Raw genomic sequence first — 18609 nt, forward strand, 5'->3', positions numbered from 1 at the left:
AGAGGAAATACGAGCTCCGCGATTTACCCTCTTTTTCCTCCTCATTTTCACGTAAACTTTGCCAATTCCCCAGACTCGGAGCAATACGACCTTATCAATGTATTGTGCTCCGCCTGTTCTACTCTATCCGAACCGTTTACGAGGGCTTCATGAGCACACCGCTACCTTGCAAAGAGATCACTAAAATCGTCGCCTCAGATCTGGATGGCACGTTACTCGCACCAAATCACCAGCTAAGCACTTACTCGAAAGAGACGCTCAAAGCGCTGCATGAACAAGGTTACACATTTGTCTTTGCAACAGGTCGCCACCACGTAGATGTCGCAAGCATTCGTCGAACGGTCGGTATTCCGGCTTACATGATCACTTCGAACGGTGCACGTGTCCACGATCAAAATAATCAAGAGATGTTCAGTCAGAACGTACCAGAAGATTTGGTTCAACCTGTGATCGACACGATCAAGACGGATCCAGAGATACTTATCCACATTTACCAAAACGACGACTGGTTGTTAAACAAAGACGACGAAAAAGTGCGTGATTTCCATGAAGAGTTCTCTTACAAGCTGTACGATCAAGATAACGCACCAACGCACGGCATTGCCAAGGTCTTCTTTACTCACCCGGCAGAAGATCACGATCATCTTGTGACCTTCGAAACCAAATTGCGTGAACAATTTGGCGATCGACTAAATATCGCATTCTCAACGCCTTGGTGCTTGGAAGTAATGAGTGCAGGCGTTTCCAAAGGTGATGCGTTGAAGGCTGTCGCGGAGTCTATTGGTTTGACCCTGGGCAACACCATCGCCTTTGGAGACGGTATGAATGACGTGGAAATGCTCTCGATGGCGGGTAAAGGTTTGGTGATGGGCACCTCTCACGATAAAGTGATGAAAGCCCTACCAAATAACGAAGTGATCGGCAGCAACGCCGATGATGCGGTTGCTCACTACTTGCAAGAACACCTGCTATAACCTGTATTAAAAAGGGAATAATAACTGGTGAACAATCACATTACCAAGGGCTGCATGATGCAGCCCTTTTTCTATTATCGCTGACTTGGCAGCTTCTCTTTGCCGAGAATCGCTTGCCACTCTTCTTCACTCACCGGCATGATAGAAAGGCGATTACCGCGTTTCACCAAGGGCATGTTTTCTAGCTCCGGCATCGCCTTCATTACCGACAGCGGGATCAAGCGCTCGGTCTTACGTACAAACTCGATATCCACCATTATCCAACGTGGGCTCTCTGGGTCAGATTTCGGATCGTAGTAATCACTCTCTACATCAAACTGGAAGTGATCCGGATACGCTTCTCGGGTAACTTTGGCGATACCAGCCACACCAACGTTCTTGCAAGAGGAGTGGTAAATCAGCACCAAATCGCCCAGTTTTACTTGGTCACGCATCATATTGCGTGCCTGATAATTACGAACGCCCTCCCAACATGAAACCTTTTGGATTCGGAGCGTCTCAATAGAAAAGGTATCTGGTTCTGTTTTAAATAACCAATATGCCATAATGCCACCCGGTGCGGATTGAGTAATGAGGAAGATATAACATGAAGGCTTCAAAAAACCCAGCAGCAATAGTCATACTGCTGCTTCTGCAAGCATGTCACATGGCGCCGACGCAATCCGATGCAGACACACCAAGCCCCCCGCCGGCATCTCTAGACAAGCCGGACACCATCCTACCCCAAAGCTTTATGCTGCATGGCGAAGTAGTGATTGGGCACAAAAGCCGATACATCACACCTTGTGGCAGTGACAAACAATACTGGCTGCAACTGTCGCCACAACAAATGCAGCAAGCAATGGCAATCACCAATGAACCTTATCAAGCCATGTATGGTGAAGTGATTGGTCATCTGGCTCCACCGAGCGTTGACCGTTTTTCTGCAGATTTCGACGCTAATTTTGTGATTGAGCAGGTGAACTTCCTCACGACAGAAAACCCGCATTACTGTCAACAAACCAGCAAACCCACGCGTGTATTTGGTAATGAGCCTTTTTGGACAGCCAATTTCGAAGGCAACACCCTTAAATTCCAGCCAATGGGCAAGTCGGTAGAAGCTCTCAACATCACCAGCCGTCAACTGCGACCTCGACAGCGCACTTATCAACTTAATGACGGCGAGCTGCGCATGACCGAGAGTCTGTGCTCTGACACCATGAGCCACTCACTCTATGGCTGGAAGGCAACACTGAAGCATGCCAATAAAACTTACCTAGGTTGTGGCATGGCGGCCAATGTCGATTCAACATTAGGTTGGGTGAACACCTACGTGGCAACGTCGACCCAATCACAGGGCTTTACGGTGCAGATGACTCTGAGCAGTGACCACAGTGCGATCACCAAATACGTCTATTCAGGCGGACAACCAACACAAGTTGAACATGGCTATTGGCAACAATTGAGCCCATCACAGGTACAAGTCGTCATGACCCACCATCAGCAGCAACATTTAATCACTGAGCGACTGTTCACCCGTGAAAACGACCAACTGAAAGCAGAAAAAGAGAAAGTGGGTAATCGGGTTTATCCCATTGCCGATGGCGGTTTAGTGCTATACGCAACAACAGTAAATAACTCAAGCCCAAAGCCATTAAGCGAAACACATCTGCTCTCGGATGGCCTCCCCCCCGTTAGTAAAGGAGTGCACTGATAATGACTCAGCTTTGCCCACATTGTGGCTTTCAGTTCAATTGCCTCTGTTCACTGCTGCCTAAATTAAACAGTGAGCCTTCTCTGTTGCTGTTGATGCACCCCAATGAGGTGACACGTGATACCAACACTGGCAAACTGCTTGCGCCGTGCCAGCTGAATGTCACTCAAGCCGTTTGGGACCGAAAAGTGCCACCCACAGAGTTATTAGAAATGCTTGCTGATCCAAGCCTGCTTCCCATAATACTGTTCCCTAGTGAACAAAGCCTGACGCTTGAGCAAGTACAACAACAAAGCAAAGTGCAAAACAGACAACCGCTGTACATTATTGTTGATGCAACCTGGCAAGAAGCGCGCAAGATGATCAATAAGAGCCGCTGGTTAGATGGGCTAGTGATGATGAACTTAGACATTCAAGCCAATTCCCAATATCAATTGCGTCGCAACCAACAAGACGGCAACTTGTGTACTTTTGAAGTCGCTGCTCAATTACTCGGACAGCTTGGTGAAGAACAAAACCAACAGCAGATGCTGGACTTCTTTAAACAATACCTCCCTCGTTTCCAAGCCGAGAAAAGTGGCCACGAGTTCAAAGCCTAACGCCTCCCCAATAAAAAACGCAGCTTTATCGCTGCGTTTTTTATTGGCCGCTGTTTCACGTGAAACAAAACGCCTTAAGCACATTAGAACAAACGTGTTGGTTCGCCCAAGTAATAACCTTGCAGGTAATCGACGCCCATATCCTGAGCAATGTCACACACCTCTTTGTTATGCACAAACTCAGCAACCGTCTTAGCATTAAATACCTGACATAAACGCACCAACTGCGCAGCAATATTGCGCTGCTTTTGGTCTTTGTCGATATTGCGAATCAAGCTGCCATCGAGTTTAATCACTTCTGGCTCCAGTTTGAGAATTTCATCAATATTGGAGTACCCCGAACCAAAATCATCAACAATAATACGTGCACCTAGGTTTCTAAAGTGGCTGCACACCTCAATCATTCGTCCATAATCTTTAATTTGCTCCGATTCCAATACTTCTAAACCAATCCGTCTTGGGTCATTCAGTTGGTTAATCGCACGCTCAAGCAACATCAGCGTTTTTTCACTGAGTAGATCTTGCGGTGATAAGTTAATAGAAAAGTCGCCTTGTTTGTCCTTCATGTAATTCAGCGTCGAATGGATCATGTGACGGCTCAAACGCGTGTACAAGTGGGTATCGGAGATGATGGGTAAGAAGCGTCCCGGGCCAATAACGCTTCCGTCATCCTCAATAATCCGCACCAAACACTCTTGGCTAGCAAAACGATGGTTGTAGGCGTGCACAATTGGCTGACTATAGGTAACGATATTCTGCTTTAGGATCGCTCGACTCACACAACTCAACCAACCCAGCTGCTCTTTCCGCACATCGTCGTTCACCTCAGTGTCTTTGGCATTACAGATGTAAATATTACTACGCACTCCAGCTCTGCGCGCCTCTATGCCTTTCAATAGCAATTCATCTGGCGATGCAGTTGGGAAATCGCGACGGCTGACTAAACCACCACACAATGAGATAGAGAGGTAATCAATGTCACGTAAACCACTTGGTTCAAAGTTAGTCTGCTCAACCGCATCAACAAAACGAGTAAATTGCTGCATAATCACTTCGTTACTCGTTTCAGCTTTAAACAAGAACGCCCACTCACCAACACCAATGCTATACAGCTGTAAAGTAGCAAGTTTACCAAGGCGTTTTCGCAGGCGATGACTAAAGTGCATTGACAGATCTTTCAACAGTTGATCGCCAACACGATACCCATATTTTTCATTGATGTGGCTAAAGTTAAGTAGTTTGAGGGTGAGTAAATGTTCATCCGCTTCAATGCTGTGCAAACGCTCTTGTAGAACAACGCGGTTTTGTAATCCGGTCAGGCTATCTCGACGGAAGCTCCGTTCCAACTTTTTCGTCTGGCGGTTGAGTTGGTAGCCCATGTTCGCATTCATGTTATTTAGGTCACTAATCGCATTACGGATCAGACTGAACAAGGGAGAAATAGAGGCGGTCATTGCCGGCGCTGGTAAATGCAGCTCATTCACTTCATCTCCTTCACGCATCGCAAGATAAGTCAGACTGTGATGTAGAATTTCCTGTTGATCATTCTCATTATATAGTTCACCCATACAGTAACTTCCTGACGTGTGTGAAAGCTCAGCAAAGCTACGAACCTCATCGCTACTATCAATGTAATCAAGTCGTGACGCACAGTTATAAATCATTACCGCTTCTGGCTGATGCATCGCAAGTTCCACCACTCCGTGGCGTACTTGCTCAAAGGTTAAAGAAGGATGGCTGTAGCAAAACTGCACCTCATCACCCAAACACCAAGGCCGATCAAAGCTCATACTTCCATCGGGATGAATCTCCGTCACCGCACACACTTCTTTGCGCCCAACGGATTGGCGATAAAGCGGAAAATTCAGCAGTTGATTGAGTGTCAGATCGCATCCATCAGCGAGATAATGTTTGTACACATCAAATGCCTTACGCTCCCCCAAACAATAAAGACGCGTACCATTGGCATGAGTGACTCTGTGCGGCATGCTAATTGGGTTCCACTCAGAATACGCGCGAGTCCATGTTTTTAAACTTTCACTATGTAAAGCAACAGCCACAGCAGCTTCATCATAAACCTGATCTTGGTGTAGAACCCAACAACCGTCATCAATCGCTTGCGCTAAACCACCAGAGACCATAGGGCCATCGGTATTAAACACACGATATAGCGGATAGTCACGTCGTTCGATTTGGACAGAGAAACTGATAATGGCTTTTGAGTTATCTTGAAGTTTTAGCGCTTGCTTTAAGTCATAGCCATCGATATCAGGTGAAAAGGAATAACGCTGAACAGCAGAAGTCAAACTGGTTTGCTCAAACTCCATCACACACACTAGACAACCATGGTTGATGATCTCACCTTCCAAGATAACATGACGAGTGCTGTGCCCAATAATATGTGTGTCGGGCAGCCTCCCTAGTATTGCCCGAGCAAGTTTCACTACCGTTTCACGTGATTGCGTGGATAGAAGTTGCACCAGATAATGCTTATCCGCACAACACCGAAAAGTGACTAAAAAGTCATTTAGCTGATCCACATTTTGAACCAGTTGAGAGAATACTCGCATTTACCTTACCACTACCGTTATCAAGCCAAATTAACTGAAAGTGCTGTGTTTCTTTTGATTTTATAAGATTAACTTACGTGGCTTTGAGGGGCTTTGCTAGGATCAGAGCGAAGATTGTATAGATTAATGCGAATGTGGTTACAAAAGCTTAATTAATGACTGCAGGTTATCAATCTCAATATCAGGTAAGCTTGTTGTTTTGGCCAGATTGATGATGTTTTTGTTTTTAACATTCAACCAGCATGCAGCGAAACCCGAACGTTTTGCGCCTTGCACATCGGTCACTAAATGGTCGCCAACATGAAGAATACGCTCACTTGGCAAATCCAAAAATTGCTGCGCTTTACGGAACATCTCTGGTGATGGCTTCGCGCTGCCATCCGGTCCCGCTTTCAGCACTTGCTGGAAATAAGGCGTGAGCCCACTTTTATCTAAATCAACATTGCCGTTGGTTATCGCCACCAGCGGAATGTTTTGCCCGAGTTCAGCAAGCACATCAAGACTTTGCTGCGGCAACTCAAAACGGTTACGCCAATCCAGTGCGACGTCTACCGCGGCTTGCGCAGCAGCATGTGAATCATCATCATGATACCCGACTTGAGAAAAGGCTAGCTTGAGTTGCGCCAAACGCCACAAAGTGACGTCACTCTTTAGCTCCGGTTGTCGCTGCACGGCACTGAGTTTGAGAGCGAGCCAATCCGCTTTGTCCAAATGAGCGACCGCCGGATGGTGGTGTTTAAGCCAAGATAGCAACTCATGCTCCATGCGAATAATCACTGGGTAGTTGTCATAAAGAGTGTCATCAAGGTCAAAGGTCATCGCCTGTACTGACGCGATTCGGCGGTAGAATTTCATTGGATTCCTTGGCTTAGTCCGACTTATCGTGATTTTTTTTACGCGCTCTCGGATGCGCCTGATCATAAGCTTGTGCTAAATGTTGGAAATCTAAGTGGGTATAGATTTGGGTGGTTGAAATATTTTCGTGACCCAACAGCTCTTGCACCGCACGTAAGTTATTACTCGATTCCAACATGTGCGTCGCAAACGAGTGACGCAGTTTGTGCGGACTGATGTGGCTCGCCACTGATTGTTTTTGCCCCCATTGCGCCATGCGCTTTTGCACACTGCGATGTGAGATGCGCGTTCCTAGCTTAGAGACAAATAAAGCAGGTTCACCCGGTGCAGCTATGTCACCACGCACGCGCAACCACTTGCCAACCCATTCGGTTGCCATACCAGAGAACGGCACTTTTCGCTCTTTGTCGCCTTTACCAATCACGCGTAATTCGCCACTGCGCAACTGAATATCGCGCATGTCGACGCTCACCAGTTCCGCTAGGCGAAGACCAGCACCGTACATCAACTCCATCATGGCACGATCGCGCACCGCTAATGCATCGCCTTCGTTCACCTCGAGCAGTTGGCTTACTTCATCCACATCGAGGTTTTTCGGTAATGGACGTTTCTTACGTGGCGCCGAAACCCCTTTAGCAGGGTTTGCTGACATTTCACCACGCAAAATCAGGAAATCAAAAAAGCTGCGTAAAGAAGATAAGCGGGTCGCGACGCTACTGGCTTTCATACCTTCACGCATGCCTTTCCCTGCCAGTTGCCGCACCCAACTGGCATCAACTTGTGACCAATCTTTCAACCCCATCTCAACCAAATGTTGAGCCATGGTTTCCAATTGTTGTTTGTAGTTGCGTTGAGTGTGCAGGCTGAGCCCCTTTTCGCTTCGCAGGAATTCATAGAAGCGTTGAAGAGGCTTTTGAAGACTATTTGGCAGAGGTGTGTTGGGAGTTGTCGTCATCATGACTTTGCCATACTAAGGTTTGAGCGAGATGTGCTACTACTAATGATAGGTGACGCAAAAACAAGGTGTCCATGTCTGGTTGAAAGTGACCGCCGTCTTCACTAGAAAAAGCCAGTACACCAAGCGTCTGTTTTTTCACCAGCGGTAACACTACATAGGACCCCATTTCTGGCACATCCATCCCCTCAAACAAAGCTTCGCGATCCACTTTACGCAGGCGTCCCAAGTACGCTGGTTTACCATTTAAGTGGTTGGTAGCAAAGCGTTGGTAGTTTTCCTTACTCAATGGTGTCGCAGCATCACATTGGTTCAATAAACGCACATACGCCTTCAAGCCAAGGTTTTCGGCTTTAACTTCAATCGCGTTGATGACTTGCTGAAAGTCATTACATTTGAGGACTTCCCCTTGTAGATCCATGAACTCGTAGAAGGTGCGATCGTTGTTCGCCGCCATAGACATCAATGTGGTGATTTCTTCTTCTAAATCTTCAATGCGTTGACGCTGGCGGTTCATTTGAACGTGAACCAAAGAAACCGTGCCTGAGTCTGTATGAGGTACGGAGAGGCGATCGACCAATTCTGGGCGTTGAACAAGGAAATCAGGATGATCTTTTAAATACTGAGCAACGACTTCCGCAGTCAACGCATTCGCTTCAACTTCTGAGAGTTGCGTTTTTTGGTCTTCCACTAGCACGACAATTGACCATCAAATACATGAGTTGCTGGACCAGCCATAAACAATGGCTTACCTGGACCTTGCCATGATATGCGGAGATCACCACCAGGAAGTGAGACTTTCACATTTTCATCCAATAGACCTTGCATAATACCAACCGCAACCGCGCCACAAGCACCGCTGCCGCAAGCTTGGGTTTCACCTGTCCCTCGTTCATAAACGCGTAAACGTATGTTGTTACGATCCACAATCTGCATAAAGCCCGCGTTCGCACGCTCTGGGAAGCGTTCATGTGATTCTAATAGTGGACCGAGTGTTTCCACTTCTGCCGTATCGACATCGTCGACAACTGTCACTACATGTGGGTTGCCCATACTCACTGCGCCACAAAACAGAGTTTTTTCGCCTGTGCGCATGATGTAGGTTTTCTCTTTCTGCTTTGCTTTGAAAGGGATCTTATTCGGCTCGAACTCAGGCACTCCCATGTTCACCGCCACTTCACCATCATCTTCGATGGCAAGCGTTATCTTACCTTTCTTAGTACTGACGCTGATACTGTATTTGTTGGTCAAACCTTTCAATCGTACGAAGCGCGCGAAGCAACGAGCGCCATTGCCACATTGTTCGACTTCACTGCCATCGGCATTAAAAATACGGTAGTGGAAGTCGGTTTCAGGATCATAAGGCGCTTCAACCACCAGTAATTGGTCAAAGCCGACGCCTGTGTGACGATTCGCCAAGCGACGAATCAAGTCTTGCGAGAAAAACACGTTCTGGGTGATGCAGTCGACGACCATAAAGTCGTTACCCAAACCGTGCATTTTTGAAAAATGGAAATGCATTTGCTGTGTGTTACTCCGGTAGAATCTGTTCCAGCTGCCACAAACTGGTCAGCTCCTCACGTTGGCGAACTAGGTGGCTTTGGTTACCATCCACCATCACTTCCGCCGCTCGGGTACGAGTATTGTAGTTCGAAGACATCACAAAACCATAGGCGCCTGCAGAACGAACCGCGAGCAGATCACCTTCTTGTAGTGCTAATGCTCGATCTTTGCCCAAGAAGTCGCCCGTTTCACAAATTGGACCGACTAAGTCGTAGTTCTGTGTTTCACCTTCACGTGGTACAACCGGGACAATATCTTGCCATGCTTGGTATAGCGCAGGACGCATTAAGTCGTTCATTGCCGCATCGATGATGGCAAAGTTCTTATGTTCAGTGTGTTTGAGAAATTCGACACGCGTTAACAATATACCCGCGTTAGCAGCAATCGCACGACCGGGTTCAAAAATCAGTTCGAGATCTTGATGATTCTCAAGTCGCCCAAGCAATGCTTTCGCGTAATCTGAAGGCTGCGGTGGCAATTCATCACGATATACCACGCCCAAACCACCGCCAACATCGAGGTGGCGAATGTCGATGCCTTGCGCTTTCAAGCCATCAATCAGTGTTAATAGACGATCGGTCGCATCGATAAAAGGTTCAATTTCAGTCAACTGAGAACCAATATGGCAGTCGATGCCTTGCACATTTAAGTTTGGTAAGCTCTGTGCAAATTGGTATACCGCGGGAGCGCGGTCAAACGCGATACCAAATTTGTTATCACGTAAACCAGTCGAAATATAAGGGTGAGTTTTTGCGTCTACATCAGGGTTAATTCGTAGAGAAATCGGGGCAACCACACCGAGCTCACCTGCAACTTTATTCAAGCGCTCAAGCTCTGGTTCTGATTCCACATTGAAGCATTTAATGCCCAACTCCAAAGCGCGTTTCATCTCGGCTGGCGTTTTGCCAACACCGGAGAACACCACCTTCTTCGCATCACCGCCGGCCGCGATAACACGCTCAAGTTCACCACCCGATACGATATCAAAGCCTGAGCCCAAACGAGCCAGTGCATTCAATACGCCCAAGTTTGAGTTTGCTTTTACTGCGTAACAAACAAGATGAGGATGTTGACCCACTGCACTATCAAACGCCTTCCAGTGACGCTCTAGCGTTGCTCGAGAGTAAACATAAAGAGGAGTGCCATATTGCTTGGCAAGAACTTGGAGTGAGACGTCTTCAGCCCAAAGCTGGCCATCATCCTGATAGTTGAAGTAATCCAAAATTTGCTTCCCTTAATTAATTCGACTGCTAAACCCTGATTTCACCCTAGAGGGTGGCTAATTATTGAGACTGCTCATTTTGTGGAGCGTCATCTGGGATGTAAAGTGAACCTGATTGACCACAACCAGCGAGTGTCGCTGCAACCATCACAAACAACACCATAAGTAATTTTTTCATTTTGCATATCGTGATTATTAAACCAATGCCCCCTATAATCGCACCACACTCAGGAAAAGCAATAGGATAGACGGATGAACGATACTGAATTTCATCAACTGGTGGACACGCAGATGCAAAACATCGAAGAATCCATCGATGAATCAGGCGCAGACATTGATTACGAAGTCACTGGTAACGTAATGACATTAGAATTTGAGGACCGCAGCCAGATCATCATTAATCGCCAAGAGCCAATGCATGAGATCTGGTTGGCGTCTAAATCTGGTGGCTTCCATTTCAAGTTCGTTGATACCCAGTGGACCTGCTCTAAAACGGGCATGGAACTGTTTGAAATGGTGAAGGAAGAATGTGAAAAACACGCTGGTGAAGCGATCGATTGGCCATAAGCAAAGTGGGCCTATGTGACTGTCGCTTACCTCAGCATCAGTTACCTAAGCGAAACATCAGCAATCGAAACGAAAAAAGAGCACCTCGGTGCTCTTTTTTATTAATTATACATTGACGGCTTTGGTAGTGCGAGTTGGCGTACAACCATCATTGCGATAAGGAATAATGTAGGTACTGCCTTCTTCCGGATGAATAATTTGATAGTACTGCGGCAAGTTAAAATTAATAAACTTCGACGATACTCGACTGTCATCTTTCTCGGAGGTGTAGAAGCTGTTCACTGAAGCAATCATCTCATCTTTCGAGCCACTGAACTGGTGGTAAACTTCAACTTGGTTGGACTCATCCAACACATAGATGTTGAAACCATCATCAGTGTCTTCAAAGAAAAACTGCACCAAACCTTCGCTGGCAAAGCCATCCACCACTCCTGGTAATTGAAACTCTTGCTCGCGATCTAACATCAGCAACGGCGAGCCTTTCAGCTTATTGGTCGAAATGCTGCGATAGAAATCGATCGAATTTTCTAGCTTCTGAACCGATACCCCACGACGCTCAAAGAACAAACCATAAGTTTGGTTACCAAAGCGCATTGCTTTAAAACGACGACGTTTCTCTTGCTCAACGGGCTTGAGACGTAAATCAATACACTCAGCCAGCAATTGATAAACCGTATTGCGCATCACGCCACGCATATTCTTTGCATAGCAGAATACATCCACTGACTCTGGCGGAATCGCATCTTGGTGCATTTTACCCAGAATGGTCTTCAATACATCCAGCATTGCTGTCTCGCCTTTGAAATGCAGCGTCCGCACTTCGTGCCATGAGTTGCGGTACACTAAATCGACGCTACCGACTAGATTAATTTGCTCAGGGCCAAAGCTGAAGATATCGGTATTTTTTACATCGACTTTCAGTGAACGTCCAGAAAGCTCCGCCGTTGGATCATTTTCAAAGTTGATGAACATGGCCATTTGGCTGATTTCACAGGGGCTTGCCAGCGCCTGCATGGATGGACGGCGCTTGCGCAACGAGAAGGTATTACGCAGATCACTGACCATTTGGTAAAACTTATCGATGTCCAGCTGTGCTTCACGTACCACCGCGTGTAAACGCGTCGACTCAGTGATTAAACCGTTAAAAAACGCCCAAGAAACCAATTTACTCAAGTACTCATGGTGCTCAAGATAGGGTTGACCAAGGATGCGGTGCGCGACCAGTGGCTGTTTATAGAGATACCAACCCGATTGATTCACTCCCCCCTCTTTTACCTCAATGAGGCTTAAATCAGGTTCGTGCAAATCTGGCGAGATCTGAGGGTTAAGTAAGGTAACTTTGCCCGGCAGCACTTCGAATGCGGCATACAACTTACGCGCAAGGATACTGATGTCTTGCGGGCTGATTGCCGAGGTAATGTCATTACGACGCGCAAACTGAATCAAGTTACGGTAACTTTGCATCAAAGCATCCAACAGCGCATGGTGCACCACCTTCACTTGCTCTACCTTCCAGTTGCGTCGATCATCGAGCTCTACCAGTACCAATTCACTCCAGTCCCATTTCGCAATCAAGTCACTCAAGGCTTCACGACGCCAAGCCACGGAACCCACGTCAGGTTCACGAGACAGTTTTTCATGGGTTTTAAGGTAGAAACAGCGGCGGACCAAGTCTAAACGCGTGTTGTCTTGAATTCGCTCTAAGTAACGCGTGACTTTCTCAAGCATCAAGTAATACGCATCCATGCCGTATAAGTCCGGCTCATGTGCGAAGAAACGACGTTTGGTATCAATACTGAGCAGCTGTGTGTGCGGGTATTCCCAAGAGTAAGCTTCAAGCAAGATCGCTTTCAGCACGGATTTATAAGGAGAATCGATACTCTTGTAAAGCTGCCATAAGTTCGAACCGAAGTACTCTTCAGCAGGAATACGATTAAGCTGACCGAAGTTGATCCACTCATCGCAATTGATGTGGCCATCTTGGCAAAGTTGTGCAACGTACTCGTCGTAACACTCTTCCATTTCTGGTGGCACGATTTGCCACAATAAACGCTGTCCCGCAAGGCGAACCGCAGAGCGGTAGAATTCATCCAGCAATAACAGGTGCTGTGAGGAACCACAGTTATCACCCGTCATCTCTTCAGAATAATTGCTACGAAAACGCTCTTCATCCATTAAGAAAAAGTTCGCTTCCACGCCTTGGCTTTGCGCCCAATCAGTGATCAGTAAGCATTTGTTGGTCAGCAACTCACGTTGGCTGGTATCCATCTCCGGTGAGATACACACCCAAACATCCAGATCACTTGACGTGCTTTGACCGATAGAAGACGTGCTGCCCATAGTGTACAAGCCTAAAATCGCAGGCTGAACGGCTGTCTCAAGCGCTTGACCTATCGTCAGTTGAGTATCATCAAGAAATTGCTGTTGGAGTTCGTTCAGCTCAAAACTAAAAACACCATGAGGCACATCTGCATCGTAGTAGCCAGGAATAGCGGGATGGTTGTAGTTCAACAAGGCAGGAATCAAGTGAAAGACTTGCTGGCTTTGCGAATCCATAAGCGCCAGCGCGCGCTCGACCCGCTGCTGGTTCAGGTTATCTAATCGCTTAATAAGTTTTTGAGTATAAGCCTGCAAGGGAAGTTCCTTGGTTGAACAATCACGAATGTCTGCTGCCGTTTTTAAATCAAAATAGCTTAAAAACGTGATCAATTTAACATTTTTGTAAGAGTTGGTAAAGATTTGTACCCGCAAATAGTTGCGGCCCAAAAATCCTATGCCTGTCGCAAAAATTGATAGTGCAGTAGTGTCGCTTGTATTGACCTGTCACGAATAATGCTCCTTAGTCTAAATGAGAATTCAGTCACACTATTTTCACAACGTCATAGGATTATATTCACGATACCAAGAGAAGCCCAACTAACATTAAGACTTTCACGCGTTGAGTGGTAGGATTAGATAAAACTAAAACAGCATTGAGAAGACCATGACACAATCTACGCCAATTCGCATTGCAACTCGAAAAAGCCCTCTTGCCCTGTGGCAAGCTCACTTTGTCAAAGACGCGCTTCAATCCGCTCATCCGGGCCTTGAAGTTGAACTCGTCACCATGGTGACCAAAGGTGACATCATTTTGGATACACCACTAGCAAAAGTTGGTGGTAAAGGCTTGTTCGTTAAAGAATTAGAAGTAGCAATGCTCGAAGGCCGTGCGGATCTTGCGGTTCACTCAATGAAAGATGTACCGATAGATTTCCCTGATGGTCTTGGCTTAGTGACGATTTGTGAACGTGAAGACCCACGAGACGCCTTCGTCTCTAACACTTACAACAACATTGATGATCTTCCACAAGGTGCAGTTGTCGGTACTTGTAGCCTGCGTCGTCAATGTCAGTTAAAAGAATACCGCCCAGACCTAGTCATCAAAGAGCTTCGTGGCAACGTAGGTACACGTCTAGGTAAGCTGGATGCAGGTGAATACGACGCCATTATTCTTGCCGCGGCAGGACTGAAACGCCTTGAACTTGAAGAGCGCATTCGAAGCTTTATCGAACCAGAGCAATCACTGCCGGCAGTAGGGCAAGGTGCTGTCGGTATCGAATGTCGTATCGATGATGAGCGTCTACGAAAATTGCTCGAACCCCTCAACCACCGAGACACCGCAGACCGCGTTCGCTGTGAGCGCGCAATGAACCTCACTCTTGAAGGTGGGTGTCAGGTGCCAATCGGCAGCTATTCACTGCTTGATGGCGATAACATTTGGCTAAGAGCTCTGGTTGGCGAACCAGACGGCAGTCTAATTGTTCGTGGTGAAATTCATGGTCACCGCAACGATGCAGAAGCGCTAGGCGTCCAGCTGGCTAACGAACTGCTTGCAAACGGTGCTCGCGATATTCTCACCAAACTGTACACAGACCACGAATAATCATGGCAGTGTTGGTCACTCGTCCGGGAGAGCAAGGCATGGCGCTTTGCTCTCTGCTCGAAAGGCACGGCAAAACTGCAATTCATCACCCCCTGATCGACATCGTCGCCGATCTCAGCGACACACAACTCTCCAAACACATTGAAACCGCTCAAATCATCATTGCAGTAAGTCAACACGCCGTGCAATGCGCACAGAAGATCTTACAAAGCCACGCTAAATCATGGCCTAAGCGGACTATATACCTTGCCGTCGGTCAAAAAACAGCACACTGTTTGAGCAAATGTACCCAACAGAAAGTACACTATCCACAAGTCGGTGATAGTGAGCATTTGTTGCAGCTTCCCGAGCTAAACAATGTAGAAAAAAAAGCCGTTCTTATCCTCCGTGGCAACGGTGGAAGAGAGTTGATAAAAGATGCATTGGTGAGACGCGGAGCAAAAGTTCACTATAGTGAGACTTACAAGAGAGAATTTATCCCGTTCGATCCAGTAAGCTGTTTCTCACTATGGAAAGCCCAACAAATCGATCAAATCATTGTCACAAGCGGTGAACAATTGGATTATTTGTGCAGCCAATTGACGTCAGAGCAATTGGCTTGGCTTAATCTACAAGAGTTGTATCTCCCTAGCCAGCGAATCGCTGACATCGCAATTCAATGGGGCTTCACTCAGGTCAGGTGCACAGGAAGTGCATCCAACCAAGAATTACTGGCTGCTCTCCAGCCCTAGCTACACAGGATATAGGCATGACAAGTAAAAATAACGACCAAAAAAATAACGATAATAACCTTTCCAAAGAAACCACATCGGCACCGATAATAAAAAAAGATACGCCTAAACAAGAATTTGAGCCAAGCAAAGTTGAATCAAAACCCGCTGAGCCAATCAAACCCAACAACGTTGAATTCGAAGAGAAGCAAGGCAAACGCGGCGTCAAGCTGGGTGCAATCGCGATCGTCTTGTCACTGGTTTTAGGTGGGGTGACTTACAAAATGTTTGAACAGCAAGCTGAATATCAAACACAGATCGCCCTGCTGAAAAGTCAAATAGAGCAAGCTCAAACAGCCATGAAACAAGAGCTTAGCCAAGTAAAACAAGAGACCATTGAACAAGCAACCACTGTGACTCACAAAGCAGAAGTGGTGCTAGATCAGCAAAAAAAGAGCATCGAAAGCCTGCAAATGGCAATCACCGAGGTAAAGGGTCGTCGTCCAAACGATTGGCTGTTGGCTGAAGCTGACTATTTAGTCAAACTCGCTGGTCGTAAGTTGTTTCTGGAGCACGATGTAGAAAGTGCGACTCAATTGATGGAAAGCGCGGATCAACGCATCGCGGCACTAAACGATCCAAGCCTAGTGAGACTGCGTAAAGCAATGGCCGATGACATTACTAAACTGCGCGTTGTACCTCTCGTAGACCGTGACGGCCTAGTGTTGCGTCTCACTGCGCTACAACAGCAAGTCGACAAGCTGCCACTGGCTAATGCTCTACTTCCAGATGCGGAAGTCGTTGAGAAACAGCCAGTGTCGGAAGATATCGCAAACTGGCAAGATAATCTGTTGACGTCATTAAAAGACTTTTCAGAAAACTTCATCACCTTCCGTACTCGTGATGGCAACGTTATCCCGCTACTATCCCCACAACAACACTTCTACTTGAAAGAAAATATCAAAGCCAAGTTAGAAACTGCAATCAAAGCGGTGTATCAAGAGCAAGGTGACATCTACACCACCTCTTTAGAGACAGCAGATAAGTGGGCAATGGCGTTCTTTAACCAAGATGACAATTCGGTGAAGGAATTCAACAAAGCGCTGAGCCAGTTGGGTAAACAAGACATTCAAGTTGAATATCCTACAAAACTAGAGAGCCAGAGCCAACTCTCAGACGTAATTCGTGAACGTCTACGTCGCGAAGTGACCACAATGACGGATGCGGAGGAGAAGTAATGGTTCGTCTTATTTTCCTATTTGTTGTTCTTGGTGCAGGCTTATTCGTTGGCACGCAGTTCTCGGGTCAGCAAGGTTATGTCCTGATTTCAATCGCAAACAAAACCATTGAAATGAGCGTAACCACACTAGTGCTCCTCGTGATTGCAGTATTAACAGCACTGTTCTTGCTAGAATACGTGATTAAGAAAGTCGTTTACGCAAGCTCAAGTACCTGGAACTATTTTAGTGTCCGTAAAATGCGCCATTCTCGTCGCTTCACCAATGAAGGCATCATCAAGCTGCTTGAAGGTGACTGGAAAGGGGCTGAGAAAAAGGTGACACGTTGGGCAAATCATCATGACATGCCTCTTTTGTGTTATCTGGTGGCCTCAGAAGCTGCGCAAGGGCAAGGTGATAAAGCGAAGCGTGACCAGTACCTAGAACTGGCCAGCCAACAAGAGAATGCACATCTTGCGGTAGAGCTCACTCGTGCGAAACAGTTTATTCGTGAAAATGAATTCGAAGCCGCTTTTGATACCCTACAAACTCTGAAAAGCCAGTACACAAGTAACGCTATCGTTCTTAACCTGTTAAAAACCACTTATATTCAGCTTAAGTTATGGCAGCCACTGCTGGATCTCATGCCGCAGCTAAGCAAAGCGAAGTTAGTAACAGAAGAAGAGCAAGCAGAGCTCATTCAGAAAAGTCAATTCGGCTTGCTGCATGAAGTCGCTCAACAGCAAGGGAGTGAAGGGTTGATCTCGCACTGGAACAGTCTGCCACGCAAAGTCAGACAAGATTCTCACCTGATCGGTTGTTTTGCCCATGAGTTAATTTCTCGTAAAGCGGACGCAGAAGCCTTTACCGTAATCAAAGAAGCCTTAAAGAAAAACCCATCACCTGAATTATATCGGTTACTGCCCGAGCTTAACCTTGCTGATATCCACCCAGTGGTTATTTTTCTTGAAGGTACCCTAAAGCGTGAACCAGACAATGCCGCAGCCCAAAGTGCATTGGCGCACTTCTACTTCCGACAAGAGAGATGGCAAGAAGCACAACAACACTTCGAAATTGCGCTAAAACTTCGCTCAGACGTTTCTGATTATGCTTTCTTAGCAGATACCCTACAGAAGCAGAACCTGACTAAAGCAGCCCATGAGGTCTCACGCAAAGCCTTAACGCTCGTTCAAAAAAACTAAGCGATACAGGGATTAGAAAGCCGACAATGTTATTGTCGGCTTTTTTGTTGCCTGCCGTTCTTTGAGCCTTTGCATTAAACCGTTCGCACCGGGAGCGAATGGTCTCTTATCAGTTAACTTTCATTAGTTAATATCAACAAAGATTCCATCACTCATCTCAAACTGCCTTGCAACTCACCAGAGTTGAACCCTTTAGAGCAAGTGTGACGTTAGTGACCACAACGTTATCTCACAAACCAATGCTTTACGAACGACAACCACATTGTGGAGAAGATATACCAAAGAGAGTGGATTAACCGGACCAGTTAATTTTCCAGACTGGATTCAGTCACCGATAGGTGAACCGAGCTTTAAGATACGACAAAGCCCTAGCATTTCTGCCAGGACGCGTTGTTTAGGGCTTTGTCTGAAGAAGTGGCGGGGGCGCCTAGTCTGAGCTTGCACGAAATTGGACTCGCACACGAGCGGGACTCGTTCCCTGCAAGGGAAAGTCTCCTGCTCTTAAACGACAAAACCCAGTCCGAAGACTGGGTTTCTAAATAAGTGGCGGAGCGGACGGG

General features: G+C 46.7%; 15 protein-coding genes and 2 pseudogenes. 8 read left to right on the forward strand and 9 right to left on the reverse strand.

What is annotated here, in order from left to right; all coding sequences use genetic code 11:
* The first annotated feature begins 149 nt into the window (after positions 1 to 149).
* Positions 150 to 974, forward strand: a complete 825-nt coding sequence (locus AND4_RS17035) for a Cof-type HAD-IIB family hydrolase (protein ID WP_009844224.1) — start codon at positions 150 to 152, stop codon at positions 972 to 974.
* A 74-nt stretch (positions 975 to 1048) separates the two neighbouring features.
* Here the strand turns inward: AND4_RS17035 and AND4_RS17040 are convergent, their stop codons facing one another.
* Positions 1049 to 1519, reverse strand: coding sequence for an EVE domain-containing protein (locus tag AND4_RS17040; protein WP_009844225.1), 471 nt, complete (start codon positions 1517 to 1519; stop codon positions 1049 to 1051).
* A 41-nt stretch (positions 1520 to 1560) separates the two neighbouring features.
* On the opposite strand from AND4_RS17040, the pseudogene AND4_RS17045 reads away from it, so the two are divergent.
* Positions 1561 to 2595 (forward strand): annotated as a pseudogene (locus AND4_RS17045) (hypothetical protein); the annotation flags it as partial.
* Positions 2596 to 2669: 74 nt separating this feature from the next.
* Entirely contained in the window at positions 2670 to 3266 is a 597-nt protein-coding gene (locus tag AND4_RS17050) for a tRNA-uridine aminocarboxypropyltransferase (RefSeq protein WP_009844227.1), read from the forward strand.
* A gap of 83 nt (positions 3267 to 3349) precedes the next feature.
* On the opposite strand, the gene AND4_RS17055 is transcribed toward AND4_RS17050, so the two are convergent.
* The 7 genes and pseudogenes from AND4_RS17055 to AND4_RS19720 form a co-directional block, all read right to left on the reverse strand.
* A complete protein-coding gene (locus AND4_RS17055; RefSeq protein WP_009844228.1) occupies positions 3350 to 5836 on the reverse strand; it encodes an EAL domain-containing protein in 2487 nt (828 codons plus the stop codon).
* Between the two features lie 138 nt (positions 5837 to 5974).
* The gene (gene yigB, locus AND4_RS17060; RefSeq protein ID WP_009844229.1) at positions 5975 to 6691 is read right to left on the reverse strand and encodes a 5-amino-6-(5-phospho-D-ribitylamino)uracil phosphatase YigB; all 717 of its coding nucleotides are present in this window, start codon (positions 6689 to 6691) and stop codon (positions 5975 to 5977) included.
* Positions 6692 to 6704: 13 nt separating this feature from the next.
* Entirely contained in the window at positions 6705 to 7646 is a 942-nt protein-coding gene (gene xerC / locus AND4_RS17065) for a tyrosine recombinase XerC (protein WP_009844230.1), read from the reverse strand.
* On the reverse strand, positions 7612 to 8343 hold the full coding sequence (locus AND4_RS17070) for a DUF484 family protein (protein ID WP_009844231.1): 732 nt from the start codon (positions 8341 to 8343) through the stop codon (positions 7612 to 7614). Before AND4_RS17070 ends, xerC begins: the two co-directional genes overlap by 35 nt.
* On the reverse strand, positions 8337 to 9167 hold the full coding sequence (dapF, locus tag AND4_RS17075) for a diaminopimelate epimerase (protein WP_009844232.1): 831 nt from the start codon (positions 9165 to 9167) through the stop codon (positions 8337 to 8339). Before dapF ends, AND4_RS17070 begins: the two co-directional genes overlap by 7 nt.
* Positions 9168 to 9177: 10 nt before the next feature.
* The gene (gene lysA, locus AND4_RS17080) at positions 9178 to 10431 is read right to left on the reverse strand and encodes a diaminopimelate decarboxylase (protein ID WP_009844233.1); all 1254 of its coding nucleotides are present in this window, start codon (positions 10429 to 10431) and stop codon (positions 9178 to 9180) included.
* Between the two features lie 61 nt (positions 10432 to 10492).
* A pseudogene (locus tag AND4_RS19720) lies at positions 10493 to 10704 on the reverse strand (lipoprotein).
* Between AND4_RS19720 and cyaY the strand changes: the two are divergent.
* A complete protein-coding gene (gene cyaY, locus AND4_RS17090) occupies positions 10684 to 10998 on the forward strand; it encodes an iron donor protein CyaY (protein WP_009844235.1) in 315 nt (104 codons plus the stop codon). The pseudogene AND4_RS19720 and the gene cyaY sit on opposite strands and share 21 nt — an antisense overlap.
* A gap of 105 nt (positions 10999 to 11103) precedes the next feature.
* On the opposite strand, the gene AND4_RS17095 is transcribed toward cyaY, so the two are convergent.
* Positions 11104 to 13632, reverse strand: coding sequence for a class I adenylate cyclase (locus AND4_RS17095; RefSeq protein ID WP_043991837.1), 2529 nt, complete (start codon positions 13630 to 13632; stop codon positions 11104 to 11106).
* 349 nt (positions 13633 to 13981) lie between these two features.
* Between AND4_RS17095 and hemC the strand changes: the two genes are divergently transcribed.
* From hemC to AND4_RS17115, 4 genes are read left to right on the forward strand one after another with little or no spacing between them, the layout of a single operon-like run.
* On the forward strand, positions 13982 to 14920 hold the full coding sequence (hemC, locus tag AND4_RS17100) for a hydroxymethylbilane synthase (RefSeq protein WP_009844237.1): 939 nt from the start codon (positions 13982 to 13984) through the stop codon (positions 14918 to 14920).
* A 2-nt stretch (positions 14921 to 14922) separates the two neighbouring features.
* Positions 14923 to 15651, forward strand: coding sequence for a uroporphyrinogen-III synthase (locus AND4_RS17105; protein WP_009844238.1), 729 nt, complete (start codon positions 14923 to 14925; stop codon positions 15649 to 15651).
* Between the two features lie 17 nt (positions 15652 to 15668).
* Positions 15669 to 16868 (forward strand): uroporphyrinogen-III C-methyltransferase, encoded by a 1200-nt coding sequence (locus AND4_RS17110; RefSeq protein ID WP_009844239.1) that lies wholly within the window; start codon positions 15669 to 15671, stop codon positions 16866 to 16868.
* Positions 16868 to 18049: a heme biosynthesis HemY N-terminal domain-containing protein gene (locus AND4_RS17115; protein ID WP_009844240.1), complete on the forward strand. Its 1182-nt coding sequence runs from the start codon at positions 16868 to 16870 to the stop codon at positions 18047 to 18049. Before AND4_RS17110 ends, AND4_RS17115 begins: the two co-directional genes overlap by 1 nt.
* Positions 18050 to 18609: the final 560 nt, after the last annotated feature.

Source organism: Vibrio sp. AND4 (assembly GCF_000171815.1).
Taxonomy (GTDB): domain Bacteria; phylum Pseudomonadota; class Gammaproteobacteria; order Enterobacterales; family Vibrionaceae; genus Vibrio.

Coding starts and splice junctions, on each gene's coding strand:
- dapF (WP_009844232.1), bottom strand. CDS start 9,167: ATGCATTTCCATTTTTCAAAAATGCACGGTTTGGGTAACGACTTTATG.
- AND4_RS17110 (WP_009844239.1), top strand. CDS start 15,669: ATGACAAGTAAAAATAACGACCAAAAAAATAACGATAATAACCTTTCC.
- yigB (WP_009844229.1), bottom strand. CDS start 6,691: ATGAAATTCTACCGCCGAATCGCGTCAGTACAGGCGATGACCTTTGAC.
- AND4_RS17035 (WP_009844224.1), top strand. CDS start 150: ATGAGCACACCGCTACCTTGCAAAGAGATCACTAAAATCGTCGCCTCA.
- AND4_RS17040 (WP_009844225.1), bottom strand. CDS start 1,519: ATGGCATATTGGTTATTTAAAACAGAACCAGATACCTTTTCTATTGAG.
- AND4_RS17050 (WP_009844227.1), top strand. CDS start 2,670: ATGACTCAGCTTTGCCCACATTGTGGCTTTCAGTTCAATTGCCTCTGT.
- AND4_RS17115 (WP_009844240.1), top strand. CDS start 16,868: ATGGTTCGTCTTATTTTCCTATTTGTTGTTCTTGGTGCAGGCTTATTC.
- AND4_RS17055 (WP_009844228.1), bottom strand. CDS start 5,836: ATGCGAGTATTCTCTCAACTGGTTCAAAATGTGGATCAGCTAAATGAC.
- cyaY (WP_009844235.1), top strand. CDS start 10,684: ATGAACGATACTGAATTTCATCAACTGGTGGACACGCAGATGCAAAAC.
- AND4_RS17105 (WP_009844238.1), top strand. CDS start 14,923: ATGGCAGTGTTGGTCACTCGTCCGGGAGAGCAAGGCATGGCGCTTTGC.
- xerC (WP_009844230.1), bottom strand. CDS start 7,646: ATGACGACAACTCCCAACACACCTCTGCCAAATAGTCTTCAAAAGCCT.
- hemC (WP_009844237.1), top strand. CDS start 13,982: ATGACACAATCTACGCCAATTCGCATTGCAACTCGAAAAAGCCCTCTT.